Annotated in this window: 8 protein-coding genes and 1 pseudogene; 7 read left to right on the top strand and 2 right to left on the bottom strand. The window is 62.0% G+C overall.

From position 1 onward, the window contains the following. Positions 1 to 36: 36 nt before the first annotated feature. Both M3I54_RS05075 and mug read left to right on the top strand, forming a co-directional pair. The gene (locus M3I54_RS05075) at positions 37 to 1,002 is read left to right on the top strand and encodes a GlxA family transcriptional regulator (protein ID WP_254333570.1); all 966 of its coding nucleotides are present in this window, start codon (positions 37 to 39) and stop codon (positions 1,000 to 1,002) included. Then, positions 995 to 1,552 (top strand): G/U mismatch-specific DNA glycosylase, encoded by a 558-nt coding sequence (gene mug, locus M3I54_RS05070; RefSeq protein ID WP_254333568.1) that lies wholly within the window; start codon positions 995 to 997, stop codon positions 1,550 to 1,552. The genes M3I54_RS05075 and mug overlap by 8 nt, the downstream gene beginning before the upstream one ends. On the opposite strand, the gene M3I54_RS05065 is transcribed toward mug, so the two are convergent. Then, positions 1,549 to 2,286, bottom strand: a complete 738-nt coding sequence (locus M3I54_RS05065; RefSeq protein WP_309249588.1) for a LysR substrate-binding domain-containing protein — start codon at positions 2,284 to 2,286, stop codon at positions 1,549 to 1,551. The genes mug and M3I54_RS05065 overlap by 4 nt on opposite strands. A gap of 96 nt (positions 2,287 to 2,382) precedes the next feature. Further along, positions 2,383 to 2,538: pseudogene (locus M3I54_RS45090) on the bottom strand (LysR family transcriptional regulator); the annotation flags it as partial. 519 nt (positions 2,539 to 3,057) lie between these two features. Here M3I54_RS45090 and M3I54_RS05060 point away from each other — a divergent pair. The 5 genes from M3I54_RS05060 to M3I54_RS05040 all read left to right on the top strand — a co-directional run bounded on the left by M3I54_RS05060 (position 3,058) and on the right by M3I54_RS05040 (position 14,748). Then, a complete protein-coding gene (locus tag M3I54_RS05060) occupies positions 3,058 to 4,683 on the top strand; it encodes an MFS transporter (protein ID WP_254333564.1) in 1,626 nt (541 codons plus the stop codon). Between the two features lie 12 nt (positions 4,684 to 4,695). Further along, positions 4,696 to 5,784 carry an HlyD family secretion protein gene (locus tag M3I54_RS05055; RefSeq protein WP_254333562.1) on the top strand — a complete coding sequence of 363 codons (1,089 nt, stop codon included), beginning with the start codon at positions 4,696 to 4,698 and terminating at the stop codon, positions 5,782 to 5,784. Continuing rightward, positions 5,781 to 7,304, top strand: coding sequence for an efflux transporter outer membrane subunit (locus M3I54_RS05050; protein ID WP_254333560.1), 1,524 nt, complete (start codon positions 5,781 to 5,783; stop codon positions 7,302 to 7,304). Before M3I54_RS05055 ends, M3I54_RS05050 begins: the two co-directional genes overlap by 4 nt. A 127-nt stretch (positions 7,305 to 7,431) precedes the next feature. Beyond that, a complete protein-coding gene (locus M3I54_RS05045) occupies positions 7,432 to 12,960 on the top strand; it encodes an ATP-binding sensor histidine kinase (RefSeq protein ID WP_254333558.1) in 5,529 nt (1,842 codons plus the stop codon). Positions 12,961 to 13,230: 270 nt separating this feature from the next. Continuing rightward, positions 13,231 to 14,748, top strand: coding sequence for a CoA-acylating methylmalonate-semialdehyde dehydrogenase (locus M3I54_RS05040; protein WP_254333556.1), 1,518 nt, complete (start codon positions 13,231 to 13,233; stop codon positions 14,746 to 14,748). Positions 14,749 to 14,776 lie beyond the last annotated feature (28 nt).

The raw sequence follows: 14,776 nt of genomic DNA, 5'->3' as shown, positions 1-14,776 counted from the left end.
GACGCAAACATAGCTACCATCACTGAAGGTCACGGCATGAAAGTCGCCATTGTTGTATTCGATGGTGTGCAGGCGCTAGATGTTGCAGGCCCACTCGACGTGTTTGCCGAGGCGAACACGTTTCTTTCCGAACATCAGCGCTACGAGGTGACGCTCGTAGGGCGTGAGGCGGGCGCCGTGACCTGCTCGAACGGCATGCAATTGGCGGTCTCGCTTGGCTATGCCGACCGCGACGTTCAATGGGACCTGCTCCTCGTAGCCGGTGGGCCGCAGTTGCCCGACGTTCATCCGTCGAACGAGTTTCTGGCGTGGCTCCAAAATCAGGCGCGCAGTGCAAGCCGCTTTGGTTCGGTGTGCAACGGCGCATTCGTGCTGGCGCATGCGGGGCTGCTCGACGGCAAGGAAGTGACGACCCACTGGTCGGATGCCGGCCGCCTGTCCAATGAATTCCCGCACGCCAATGTGCAGCCAGACCGGATTTTCGTTCGTGACGGGCGGCTATTCACGTCGGCGGGCGTGACCGCGGGCATCGATCTGTGCCTGGCGCTGGTTGCGGAAGACTGGGGACACGAACTAGCGGTGCGGGTTGCGAAGCGACTGGTGGTGTATATCCAGCGCGAAGGCGGTCAGTCTCAGTACAGCCCGTATATCGGCGCCGGCAAGGACGAGGACCCGATACTCAGCAAGGTATATCGCTACGTGAGCGAACATATCACCGATACGCTTTCGATCGAGGCGCTAGCGAGCGCGGCTGCCGTGAGCCGGCGCACCTTGTCGCGCATATTCGCCAAAAATGCAAAGGTCACGCCCTCCGTATTCGTCGAGCAGGTTCGCGTCGACACGGCGAGGAAGCTCCTGGAGGACACGGATTCGCCGCTCAAGACGGTCGCATTCAAATGCGGCTTTCATAGCGCCACGCATATGCGCACGACGTTCTCGCGGCGCCTGAATGTCACGCCAAAACAATATCGCCAGCGATTCCGGGGGGAGGCGAGTGCATAGCGACGATTCGCTGGTGGAGTTGGCGAACGCCCGTTCCGCGCCATTCCTTCCCGATATCATCGAGCCAGGTTTGTCGGTATTGTTTTGCGGGATCAATCCGGGCATGCGTGCGGTGGCCACGGGGCGCCACTTCGATGGCCGAGGGAACCGGTTTTGGCGAGTTCTCCATCGCGCTGGCTTTACGCCGGGGGAGTTTCGCCCCGAGAACGACCGTGAATTGCTGCAGGTTGGCTTTGGTCTGACTACGGCGGTCTCGCGTGCGACGGCGCGCGCGGACGAATTGTCGAGAGCGGAGATTCAAGCTGCCGCGGCGCAATTCGAACTGAAGGTTCAACACTACGCGCCACGGTTTATCGCCTTTCTTGGCAAGATGGCGCTTGCCGAAATGTCCGGCACGCGAGATATCCAGTGGGGTCTGCAATCCAGCAACTTCGGCGGCGCGCGCGCATGGGTTCTGCCGAACCCAAGCGGCTTGAATCGCGCATTCAGCCTCGACGCGCTCGTGAGTGCCTACCGCGAACTTCGTATTGCGGCTGAGTTGTCGATTTAATGAATCAGTGGCTGTAGATATTGCGCACGCGCTTCGGAATGCGTTTCGAGTTCGCGATTGCCTTGACGCCGCGCACATTCGCCTTCGCTTGTCACGCCGCTTTCACATTGAAGGTGTGGATTGTTTCGCAACGTTTCGGTAACGAACTCCACGAAGGACCGAATCTTTCCGCTCGTTCCGCGCCGTTCGACATGAAGCAGGTTGACCGGCGTCGATTCGGGCTCGTATGCCCGCAAAATGGGCACCAGATTTCCAGAAGAGACTTCACTCGCGGCCTGATAAGACAACAACTGGGTGATACCGACGCCGTCTTCCGCCGCCGAAATGGCGGCGGGTGCCAGATTGACAATCAATCGCGGCTGAAGCTTTACGGGGATTCTTGAATTATTGTCGTAAAACATCCACTCGAGCGGTTGGGAAACGCCGGTAAAGGAAACGCAGCGGTGGCTGACCAGGTCTCGCGGATGCACGGGTTCTCCACGCTCGGCGAGATAAGCGGGAGACGCAAAGGTCTGACGCCGCACGGATCCCAACCGCACCGCGAACGTCGACGAATCTTCGAGATGACCAATACGTATGGCGATATCCACGCCTTCTTCGAGCAGGCGCGTGGGACGATCGAGGTAAACCGCGTTCACGCTGACGTCGGGATAGCGCAGGGTGTAGGCGTTGACTAGCGGAGCGATGAAGCGCTGGCCGAGCTGGACCGGCGCCGTGATCGTGAGCGTGCCCACGGGGTTCGCGGGATCCGCGGCGATATGCGACTCCACGTCGGTGATGCCATCCAGCAGCTTGCGGCAGGCGTCGAGGTAAGCGACGCCCGCGTCCGTGGGCCGGACCGAGCGTGTCGTGCGCGCGAGGAGCTGGGCGCCCAGGCGCGTTTCGAGCGAGTTGACCGCCCGCGAAACCGCCGCTCGCGACAAGCCGAATTTTTCGGATGCGGCGCTGAAGCTGCCGCGTTCGATGATGGCTACAAAAACCTCCATCTCGCGTAATCTGTCCATCTTGACTTCCCAATCTGAGTCTCTTGCAAACGGATAACAAAAGTAAAAGCCTTTCGGCGCCTACCGTTGCTGGTTCGTTTTCAAACCTTCGTTAATCGTGTCTACCGCGATTAACCCGCGGCCTGGATGCATACGTCGCGATTCTAAGCATCGTGTGCCGCCTGGTAGCGCCTCGCAACCTGGATTGGCTCAAAAGCGTGCAGAAATGACCCATGCGTAATCAGTCAGGTTTGCGTTGCCGCAGCGCACACGCGCTGCCGGATCATGACCGGAGGGCCTGGCAAAATTCTCGTACTAGATGGCCCAAAATCAGACCAGGCGAGACTTTAAGAAATTGGGTTCATCTCTGACAATAAAGCACTCAGTGAACAGCAACAATGCGCGGCGCACCGACGGTGTGGTCATCGCATCGCGTGCGGACGCAGGAAGCTGAATTGCCTCGCAGTGAAATAGCTACATCAAACAGCACAGCTAACGAAACCAGAGAAGTTGCCGATCCTCATGACAACTGCTAACCCTTTGACGACTGGACCGGAAGCGGCAACGGCCCCGCAGGCGCAGGAGCCAGGCCCCGTACGCGAAGCCGTGGCGCCGACGCAGCCTGCCCCCGCGCAAATGGCGTTTACGGGGCGCATTGTCGTGGGCCTGCTCGGCATGTTGTTCGCTTCGTTGCTGGCTATCCTCAACGAACAGGTTACCGCGGCAGCGATGGCCGATATCCAGGGCGCGTTTCTGATCGGGCATGACGACGGGACGTGGCTGACCTCGCTCTTCGAAGCCGCCAACGTCGCGACGATGGTATTTGCGCCCTGGTTCGGCATCACCTTTACGCTGAAGCGCTTCACGATCGGCGCCGTGCTCGCCACGATGTTCTTCGGGCTGCTTTGCCCGTTTGCGCCGAACCTGGCGACGCTCTACGTCTTGCGTATCTGCCAGGGAGTCGCGGGCGGATGTCTGCCCCCCATGCTGATCATCGTGGCGCTGCGCTATCTGCCGCCCAAATTCAAGCTGTATGGGCTCGCCGGCTATGCGCTGACGGCGACCTTCGGGCCGGCGCTCGGCACACCGCTCGCGGCGTTGTGGACGGAGTTCGTGAGTTGGCGCATGGCGTTCTGGCAAATCATTCCGCTCGGCGTGCTGTGCTGTATCGCGATTCAGCAGGGGCTTCCCGCCGATCCGGTCAAGCTCGAGCGCTTTCGTTCGTTCAACTGGATCGGGTTGATGACAGGCTTCCCAGCGTTTGCCATGCTCGTGACCGGGCTTTTGCAAGGCGACCGGCTCGACTGGTTCGAATCGGAGTTTATCTGCGTCATGTTCGGCGCAGGCGGCCTGCTGCTCGTGGTCTTCCTCGTCAACGAGTGGTTTCAGCCCGTGCCTTTCTTCAAGCTCCAGTTACTGAAGCGCAGAAATTTCACGCATGGACTCTCGACCTTGCTCGGCACTGTGATCCTGCTGGTGGGCGTCGCGGCCATACCCGGCCAATTTCTCGCCCAAATTCACACGTACAGGCCGCTGCAGACGGCGCCGCTCTCGCTGTTGCTTGCCATTCCGCTGCTGATTACGCTGCCTTTGACGGCCGCTTTATTGAATACGCGGCGCGCCGATCATCGCTGGGTGATCGCGATAGGTCTGTCGCTGATGTTCGCGACATGCGCACTCGGGAGCTTCATGACGTCCGAGTGGATTCGCGACAACTTCTACGCGCTGCAGGCGCTGCAGATCATCGCCCAGCCGATGGTGATCATGTCGATTCTCATGGGCGTCACAACGGGTTTGCCGCCAACAGAGGGCCCGTTCGCTTCGGCAATGTTCAATACGGTCAAGACGTTCGCTGCCGCAATCGCGACGGGTCTCATAGAGGGCGTGGGCACCGCGCGCGAACATTTCCATTCGAGCATGCTCGTCGACCAACTGGGAAACCGCGCACTGGTGGCAAGCCCTGGCCTCGACATACCCTACGCGCTGGGGCAACTCGCGCACCGTATTCACGAGCAGGCCGTCGTTCTGACTTCCGCCGATCTCTATCGGGTGATGGCGTGCATTGCGCTCGCTCTGCTTCTTCTTGTTCCTGTGCTGCCGGTGCGTATCTATCCGCCATGGAGCACTACGCCGCCCGCTTCGAAATGAGGTACGTTTTTCATGTCATCGACCAAACCCACCCCCACACCGTCCAGGTTGAAATGGCTTCGTATTGCAGCAGTCATCGTCGTCATCGTCGTCGCTGTGTGGGCCGGCACGAAGCTTTTGTCTCACTCCAGTTCGGAATCCACGAACGACGCCTACGTCACCGCGGATTTCACGCTCGTCGCGCCGCGAGTCGCGGGGCAGATCACGGACGTATTGGTGAATGACAACGAGGACGTGAAGGCGGGTCAGCTGCTGGTGCGAATCGACGACCGCGACTTTCGCGCCGCTTTGATGAGCGCCGAGGCGGAGGTGGTGGGGGCGAAGGCGTCGGTCGCGAACTTCGAGGCGGAGATCGCGCGCCAGCCCTCGCTCGTCGATCAGGCGCGCGCCACGCTGCGCTCCGACGAGGCGGCGATCGGCTTCGCGCGGGCCAACGCTTCGCGCTACCAGAACCTTTCCACGGCGGGTGCGGGGACCGCGCAGGAGCAACAACAGGCTTCGAGCACGCTCGCCGAGCAGCTCGCGCAGCAGTCGCACGATCAGGCGGTGCTGACGGCCACCCAGCAGAATCTGGACGTCCTGCGCACCGAGCGAGACAAGGCCGCCGGTGCACTTCAACACGCCGAAGCGGTGCTTGAACAGGCGAAGCTCAACCTCTCCTATACGGAGATCCGCGCGCCAGTCGATGGCAAGGTGGGACGCCGGTCGGCGCGGGTCGGCGCATTCGTGACGCCCGGCGCCCCCGTGCTGGCCATCGTTCCGCTTTCGGATGCGTATGTCGTCGCCAACTTCCAGGAGAGCCAGATCACGCATATGCGGCCCGGCGAAAGCGTGCGCGTGACGGTCGACAGCCTTCCCGGCGTGGTGATTCGTGGCCGCATCGACAGCCTGGCGCCGGCGACCGGCGTGAGCTTCGCGCCGATCGCGCCCGACAACGCAACGGGCAACTTTACGAAGGTGGTGCAGCGCGTGCCAGTCAAAATCACGATCGATCGCGGGCAGCCTGCTGCAGCGCAGTTGAGCGTTGGGCTCTCGGTGGAAGCGGAAGTGGCCGTTGGCCGGGGCACAGACGCGACGGCCGAGGGAGCGGAAAGAAAATGAACACGAGCAAATGTACTATCCGCGCGATTCCCCTCACGGTTCTCGCCTGCGTGGCAATAGGCGGTTGCACGCTCGGTCCCAACTTCGAACCTCCGAAGTCGCAGACGCCGGAGGTCTTCAACCGCACGCAGATAGCGCAGGCGCCGAGCAAAGCCGTGGAAGGGCAGTTTGGTCCCGAATGGTGGACGCTTTTCAACGATCCGGTATTGAACGGCCTGGAAAAGCAACTCGCCGACGCGAACCTGGACGTGGCGGCCGCCTCCGCGCGCTTGCTGCAAAGCAGGGCCGAGCGCCGCGTGGCGGGCGCAGCCGAATATCCGACGCTCGACAGCGCCGCGTCGTATTACCGCGAACGCGGCAGTGAAAACGGCATTCTCTCGCTGCTTGGCGTGACGCCGTCGCAAAGTCAGCCGCAGTCTGCCTCCGGCAGCGCGCCCCTCGGCGTGTCGGCGATGCCGGGCTCCAAGGGTTCGCCCGCCTACAACCTGTATCAGGTCGGCTTCGACGCTTCATGGGAGGTCGATATCTGGGGCCGCGTGCGACGCAGCGTGGAAGCGGCGACGGCGCTTTCCGAAGCCTCGTATGAGGACCGGAACGCGGTCTTGCTGAGCGCACGCGCTGAGCTTGCGCGAGACTATATCGACCTGCGCGGCACGCAGGAACTCCTGCAAATCGCGCATCAAAATCTGGACATCGCCAACGACGCGCTGAAGCTCACGCAGGTGCGCGCGCGTGAAGGCGTCACCACGGATCTCGATGTCTCGAACGCTTCTGCGCAGGTGGAGAATATCGAAAGCCTGATTCCCACGCTCGAATCGCACTCCGAAACGACGATCAATGCAATCGGCCTGCTGCTCGGCGAGGAGCCAGGCGCGCTGCGGCAGACACTGGCTGCGACGCAGGAGGTGCCCGTGCTGCCCGCGCAGGTCCCGATCGGCTTTCCTTCCGAACTCGTGCAGCGCCGGCCGGATATCCGCAAGGCGGAAGCCGAGTTGCACGCGGCGACGGCATCGATCGGCGTGGCGAAGGCCGATTTTTATCCGCGCATCATGCTCAATGGCAGCGCGGGCTTTCAGAGTCTTCAACTCTCGAGTCTGGCCAGTTGGGCGTCCGGGCAGTTTGTCGCTGGCCCCTCCATTACCTTTCCCATATTCGAAGGCGGTCGCCTGAAAGGGACGCTCCAGCTGCGTGAGGCGCAACAACAGGAAGCCGCGATTGCCTACAAGGAGACGGTGCTGCGCGCGTGGCAGGAGGTGGACGACGCGCTGGTCACCTACGACGCGGAGCAGCGCCGCCGCGACCGGCTGGCCCAGGCCGTGACGATGAACCAGCGCGCGCTCTCGGTGGCGCGGGAGCGGTACAAGGCCGGGGCGCTCGATTATCTCGACGTCTTGAACGTGCAGAAGCAGTTGCTCGAAGCGCAAAGCAATCTCGAGCAAAGCAGAGCCTCGGCGGCCACGAATCTCATTACGCTTTGTAAAGCGCTTGGAGGGGGATGGGAGTCGACATATGGGGGGTAATCCGTAGCACGCATGCACGCTTGTCTCGCACGTCATCATTGTTCAGGACAATCGATGACTTTGCGGCGCTGGCAATGGCGCGAAGACAGGCGCGCGTGCACAATCATTTCCGGATGAGAATCGCATCATGACAGGAGTGTCCGTCGTGGATCTCGCTGGATATGAGCTTGAGCCGCTGCGCGACGACGGCGATTTTTCACTGTATCGCGCGCGCAAACGCAGCCATCCCGTCTCGGTGCTCGCGCTAGTCGCCACGCGGGCGAACTCGGTGGGCGTGAAGCGGCTCGAGCGCGAATACGGACTCGCCGCGCTGCTCGATTCCCGCTGGGCGGCGCGGCCTCTTGCGTTCTACGGGCACAGAGAGCCGCCCATGCTCGTGCTCGACGACGACGGCGGAGAACCACTCGATCGCTCGCTCGCTGGCCCGTTCGAACTCGCACGGCTGTTGCGCATTGCGGTCAATCTGGCGAAGGTGGTCGGCCACGTGCATCGATGCGGCCTCGTTCACAAAGACATCAAGCCAGCGAATGTGCTCGTCGACAGCAGCGGCAACGTGCGGCTCACCGGCTTCGGCATCGCTTCGCAACTGCCGCACGAACATCAGCCGCCCGCGCCGCCCGAGATCGTTGCCGGAAGCTTCGCGTATATGGCGCCTGAGCAGACGGGCCGCATGAATCGTTCGATCGACACGCGCAGCGATCTCTATTCGTTCGGCGTCACGCTGTACGAGATGCTCACCGGGTCGCTGCCGTTCAAGGCGTCGGACGCGATGGAGTGGATTCATTGCCATATCGCGCGCAAGCCCACGCCACCACGGGCCCGCCGCGACGCGATTCCCCAGGTGCTCGAGGGCATCGTGCTGAAGCTGCTCGCGAAGGCCGCCGAGGACCGGTATCAGACTGCGGCGGGCGTGGAGGCCGATCTTCGCTCATGTCTCACGGCATGGGAAGCGCGCCATCGCATCGACCCATTCCCGTTGGGGGAGCACGACGCGTCCGGCCAATTGCTGATTCCCGAGAAGCTGTACGGGCGCGAAGCTCAAATCGAAGCACTGACTGCCGCGTTCGACCGTATGGTGGGGAGTGGGTCGGTCGAGCTGGTGCTGATCTCGGGCTATCCGGGCATCGGCAAGTCGTCGGTCGTGAACGAGTTGCACAGGGTGTTGGTCCCGCCGCGCGGTCTCTTCGCTTCCGGCAAGTTCGACCAGTACCGGCGCGGCATTCCGTACGCGCCATTCGCGCAAGCCTTCCAGACACTCGTGCGCAATCTGCTGAGCAAGCGCGAAACCGAGGTCGAGCCGTGGCGGCGCGCGCTGAGGGAAGCACTCGGGCCCAACGGGCAACTCATTGTGAATCTGATCCCTGAGCTTGCGCTCATTATCGGCGAGCAGCCCGCCGCACCGACGCTGCCGCCTCAAGACGCACAAAATCGCTTCCAGATCGTGTTTCGACGCTTTCTCGGTGTATTTGCGCGGCCGGAGCATCCACTCGCATTGTTTATCGACGATCTGCAATGGGTGGATACGGCGACGCTCGATCTGCTCGCGCATCTCGCCACGCATCCGGACGTGCAGCACGTTCTGCTGGTGGGCGCCTATCGCGACAATGAGGTCGACGCTTCGCACCCGTTTGCGCGCACGCTCGAGTCGATTGCCCGCGCCGAGGGCAAAGTGCAGCAAATCGAGCTTGCGCCGCTGACAAGGGACAGCGTGACGCAACTCGTGGTGGATGCGCTTCACTGTGACCGCGCGAGCGCCGCACCGCTGGCGCAACTGGCGCATGAGAAAAGCGGCGGCAATCCGTTCTTCACGATCCAGTTTCTAACCGCGCTCGCCGATGAAGACCTGCTCACATTCGACCCACATGCCGCGAAGTGGGGCTGGGAGCTGCCGCGCATTCGCGCGAAGGGCTACACCGAGAACGTCGCCGATTTGATGGCGGCAAAGTTGAGCCGGTTGCCGTCCGCGGTGCGTGACGCACTAGGCCAGTTGGCGTGCCTTGGCAACGTTGCCGAAGTCGCCGCGCTCACCTGGGTTCAGGGCGGCTCCGAAGAGAAGATGCACGCGGACCTGTGGGAAGCCGTGCGAACAGGCCTGGTCTATCGCGAGGCCAATGTCTACGAATTCGCGCACGATCGCGTGCAAGAGGCAGCGTACGCGCTGATTCCCGCCAACGAGCGTGCTGCCGCGCACCTGCGGATCGGGCGGGCGCTGGTGTCGCGCACGCCGCCAGACGCACTCGAAGCTGCGATCTTCGACATCGTGAACCATCTCAATCGCGGCGCGGCGCTGATCGCAGATGAAACGGAGCGTGAGCGGGCCGTTACCTTGAACCTCATCGCGGGCAGGCGGGCCATGAGTTCGACGGCATACGTGGCCGCGCGCGGCTATCTGGCGCAAGGCGTTGCGTTGCTGTCGCCCGATGCGTGGACGCTGCGATACGAGAGCACGTTCGAACTCTATCTCGCGCTTTCGGAGTGCGAATTTCTGGTGGGCGATTTTGCAAAAGCGGACGCCCTGGCGGACATGATGCTCGCCAGGGCGCGCTCCAGTCTCGATTGCGCAAAGGTCAACAGCTTGCGCATCGAGTTGTATCAGCTTGCCGGAAGATATGACGAAAGCTTCGCGGTCGCGCTCGTTGCGCTTCGCGGCTTCGATATCCACTTTCCCGAGACCGATGAGGATATTCAGGCAGCCTTCCATACCGCTTTGCAGGACGTTCGCGTCAATCAGGCTGGCCGTTCTATCGGCGAACTCGTTGAGGCGCCGGTGGCGACGGACCCTGCGATCCACGCGATCGTCAATCTTCTCCTTCAGGCGATGAACTGCGCTTTTGCCGCGCGGCCCGCGTTTTATCCGCTCATCACCCTCAAGGCGGTCAATCTCTCGTTGCAGCACGGCAATACTGATAACTCGAGTTTTGCGTTCGGCAATTACGCGCTCATGCTGGTCTCGCTGATCGGCGATATTCCCACAGCGGTTCAGGTTTCGGAGATGTCACTCAAGCTCAGCGAGAGGTTCGGCAATCGGCACCTGAATGGAAAGCTGCTTCATCTGTATGGCGCACACGTCAATTTCTGGCGCCGCCACATCGCTGCGAATCTTCCGGTGCTGGAACGGGCGACAGCCGAGTGCATGGAAGTGGGTGATTTCGTTTTTGCGGGCAACGTGGCGTTCAATGCCGTTTGGCAGACGCTGGAGAGCGGGGCCGCGCTCGAAGACGTGCAGGCGATAGCCGAAAAGTACGCGGCGCTCATGCGGCAGAGTCACAACGACGCGGTCTACGAATTGATTCGGGTTGAGCGGCAATGCGTCATCAGTCTGCGGGGCAGGACGGCGAAACCGTTCGACCTGAATGACGAGACGTTCGACGAAACCGCCTGTTTCGAGGCGATCGTCAAGTCGAATTTCGGTTGTGCCATTGGCGTCTATCGAATCATCAAAGTCATTCTCGCGTTTCTCGATGGCCGCTACGTCGACGCTCTGGAGGCCGCGCAGCGGGCGCAGGCAGTGCTGAGTTCGGTGATGGCGCTGGCGATCGAACCGACTTTTCACTTTTTTCATATGCTCACCTTGACGGCGCTGTATCCCGAGTCCTCCGCCGGGCAGCAGAAAATCTACGAACGCATGCTTGCCGAGACGCTCAAGAAGTTTGAAACGTGGGCGGGACATTGTCCGGAGAACTATCAGAACCGCTATGCGTTGCTCAGCGCGGAACTCGCGCGTCTGGAGGGGCGCGATCTCGACGCCATGCGCCTCTACGAGGAGGCCATTCACTCCGCTCGCGAGAATGGCTTTGCGCATCACGAAGGCATTGCCAGCGAACTGGCTGGCCGTTTCTATTTGCGCATGGGCCTCGCGACGAGCGCCGAAGGCCATTTGCGCAATGCGCGCCGGTGCTTCGACGCCTGGGGCGCGCAAAGCAAGATCATGCAGCTTTACTGCGAATTCCCGCGCCTGACCGATCTGGAAGGGAACACGCTGGCGTCGACGCTCAGCTTCGATTGGCGCCAGTTCGATGCGGCAATGCTGCTCAAGGCTTCCCACGCGCTCTCCAGCGAGATCGAACTGAAGAACCTGATCGAGCGCCTGATGACGATCGCGCTGGAAACCGCAGGCGCCAACCGTGGTCTGCTGATCGTGCCCGAGCAGCCAGACGGGCACCGCATCGAGGCGGAAGCGCGTATCAACGGCAGCGGGATCGAGGTGAGGCGTTTGCCGGATACCGGCTCGGCCACCCCCGCCGCGCTGCTGCGGTACGTCATGCACACGGGCAAGCGCGTCATCATTGACGATGCCGTGACATCCAGTCTCTTGCCCGAAGACGAGTATCTGGCGAGCGGAGCCACGCGGTCCGTATTCTGCCTGCCGCTTGTCAGACAGGGAAAACTCAGTGGGCTGCTGTATCTGGAGAATACCGAGACTTCACATGTCTTCACCGCACGCCGCTCCGCGCTGCTCGATTTGCTCGCGTCGCAGGCCGCCATTTCTCTGGAAAATACGCGCCTATATGCCGATCTTCAGGAACGTGAAGCAAAGGTCCGGCGCCTGGTTGACTCCAATATCATCGGCATTCACATATGGGACTTCGAAGGGAATGTTATCGACGCCAACGATGCATTTCTGCGCATTGTGGGTTACACCGCAGCCGATCTCCGATCCGGGCAGATTCGCTGGCCCGATCTGACTCCGCCGGAATGGCATGAACGCGACGAACGTGTGAGGGCCGAATTGAAGGCCGCGGGAAGCGCCAAACCCTTCGAGAAGGAATTTTTTCGCAAGGACGGCAGCCGGGTGTCCGTCATGGTTGGCGCAGCGGCGTTTGGCGATCGCGAGGGGCAGGGCGTCGCGTTCATACTCGATCTGACCGACCAGAAGCGTGCGCAACAGGAAGTGCGCGACAGCGAACGACGCTACCGCGAACTCCAGATGGTGCTGGCGCATTCGAATCGCGTGGCGACGATGGGGCAGCTGTCGGCGTCGATCGCGCATGAAGTGAAGCAGCCGATCACCGCCATAGCGGCGTACGCGAGTGCGGCCTTGCGCTGGCTCGCGGCGCGCCCGCCGAATTTCGACGAAGCGCGTCTCGCGCTCACCCGGATCGTCGCGGACAGCGACCGCGCCAACGGCATTGTCGACAGGACCCGCGCCTACTTCAAGAAAGAGCCGCTGCGCACAGATGGGCTCGATGTCAACGACATGATTGGGGAGCTGATCGCGCTCATGCGCGGCGAAGCCAGCAAGTCCGGGGTTGAACTCACGGTGCAGCTCGCGGAGGGGTTGCCACGCGTTCAGGGCGACCGGGTGCAATTGCAGCAGGTCATGCTCAATCTCATGATCAACGCCCTCGAAGCGATGAGCGAAGTGAAAGCCGGCGAGCGGACGCTACTGATCCGAACCGGCAAGACCGACGAAAACGAACTTTGCATTACCGTGCAGGATTCCGGGCCCGGACTCGCCGGCGGCAATCTCGAGGGCGTATTCGAGGCTTTTTTCACGACCAAGCCCGCCGGCCTCGGCATGGGGCTGCCCATCTGCCGCTCGATCGTGCAAAGCCACGGAGGGCGCTTATGGGTGACGCCGAACGCTCCCGTTGGCGCGAGCTTCCATTTCACGCTTCCCGCACAAGGTCAGGCCTCGCTGCCTGCGCGTGTTTAGCGCCACGTCGCCAAGCCATTCGACCCTTCAGATAGCGGGAATTTCCGCTTTGTCGCGATGGCCGGAAACGAGCCGGGAATGTCCCCAAACCGTCGCAGCTAGCCCATCGGCCGAGAGCCGTAAAACGTAGACTTGTTGTCGTCGGCGATCAATGACTGCCGATCCTGGCGGGGAGTCATGGAGATGCCCGGCCACTTGACTTGATGCGCGCTGCAATGCGGATGCTATTCGATCCGCGCGCAGCGCCCGGACCCCCTAAAGGAAAGACGTATGAGCGAAGCAAACCAGGGCGCGGTGCGCCAACTGAGTCATTTCATCGACGGTCAAAACATCGCTGGCGTGAGCGGGCGATTCAACGACGTATACGATCCCGCGCAGGGCCGCGTGACGGCGCGCGTGCCGGTTGCGAATACCACTGAGGTTGCCACCGCCGTCGCGGCCGCAAAAACCGCGTTTGCGGCCTGGCGCGAAACCCCGCCGCTCAAGCGCGCGCGCTTGATGTTCAAGTTCAAGGAGTTGCTCGAGGCGCACCTGGACGAAGTCGCCGAACTCATTACACGCGACCACGGCAAGCTCTTTTCGGACGCCCGGGGCGAGGTGATGCGCGGTATCGAAATCGTCGAATTCGCGTGCGGCATCCCGAACCTGCTCAAGACCGATTTCACCGATCAAAGCAGCAGCGGTGTAGACAGCTGGAATTTGCGTCAGCCCGTGGGCGTGATTGCCGGCGTCACACCGTTCAATTTCCCCGTGGTGGTGCCGTGCTGGATGTTCGTCATGGCGGCCGCGACCGGCAACACATTCATCCTCAAGCCTTCGGAGCGCACGCCGTCGTCGTCGATCCGGCTCGCTGAACTCTTCATCGAGGCGGGTTTTCCCAAAGGTGTCTTCAACGTGGTGAATGGCGACAAGGGCACCGTCGATGCGCTGATTCAGCATCCCGACGTGGCCGCGATGTCCGTCGTCGCCTCCACGCCGGTGGCCGAATATATCTACGCAGAGGGCGCCAAACGCGGCAAGCGCGTGCAGGCGTTGGGGAGTGCCAAGAATCATCTCGTCGTCATGCCCGACGCGAATCTCGATCAAGCCGTCGATGCGCTGATCAATTCGGCATACGGCTCGGCGGGCGAGCGGTGCATGGCGACGTCGGTCGCGGTGGCGGTAGGGAGCATCGGCGACGAACTGATCGAGCGTCTCGCGCCGCGCGTGCGCGCGCTGCGCCTCGGTGCGGGCATGGAGCCCGATCTGGACATGGGGCCGCTCATCAGCGCCGCGCATCGCACCAAGGTGCTGGGTTATATCGATGCGGGTGTCGCCGCTGGCGCGAAGCTCGTGGTGGACGGGCGTGGCCAGACCGTGGCGGGGCACGAAGAGGGTTTCTTCCTCGGCGGCTCGCTCTTCGACGACGTGCAGCCGGATATGAAAATCTATCGGGAAGAGATTTTCGGGCCGGTGCTTTCGGTGGTGCGCGTGCCGGATCTCGCCAGCGCAATTGAACTTGTCAACGCGCACGAACTAGGGAATTGCGTCACCCTGTTCACGGCCGATGGGGCCGCGGCACGCACGTTTACCCGGCAAATTCAAATCGGCATGGTGGGCATTAACGTGCCGAGTCCGGTGCCGTCGGCGTGGCATTCGTTCGGGGGCTGGAAGCGCTCGCTGTTCGGCGATCATCACGCATACGGCGAGGAAGCCGTGCGCTTCTACACGCGCTACAAGAGCGTGACGCAGCGCTGGCCCGACAGCATCGACAAGGGCGCGGAATTCGCCATGCCCGCGTCGAAATAAGCCAGGCGCGGCGTGAGTACGCCGCGCG

The sequence above is a fragment of the Paraburkholderia sp. CNPSo 3274 genome (assembly GCF_024206475.1).
Classification (GTDB): domain Bacteria; phylum Pseudomonadota; class Gammaproteobacteria; order Burkholderiales; family Burkholderiaceae; genus Paraburkholderia.
Note: the sequence above shows the minus strand (reverse complement) of the source record. Positions and strands in the feature narration are given on the sequence as shown.

Coding starts and splice junctions, on each gene's coding strand:
- M3I54_RS05075 (WP_254333570.1), top strand. CDS start 37: ATGAAAGTCGCCATTGTTGTATTCGATGGTGTGCAGGCGCTAGATGTT.
- M3I54_RS05055 (WP_254333562.1), top strand. CDS start 4,696: ATGTCATCGACCAAACCCACCCCCACACCGTCCAGGTTGAAATGGCTT.
- M3I54_RS05050 (WP_254333560.1), top strand. CDS start 5,781: ATGAACACGAGCAAATGTACTATCCGCGCGATTCCCCTCACGGTTCTC.
- M3I54_RS05045 (WP_254333558.1), top strand. CDS start 7,432: ATGACAGGAGTGTCCGTCGTGGATCTCGCTGGATATGAGCTTGAGCCG.
- M3I54_RS05040 (WP_254333556.1), top strand. CDS start 13,231: ATGAGCGAAGCAAACCAGGGCGCGGTGCGCCAACTGAGTCATTTCATC.
- M3I54_RS05060 (WP_254333564.1), top strand. CDS start 3,058: ATGACAACTGCTAACCCTTTGACGACTGGACCGGAAGCGGCAACGGCC.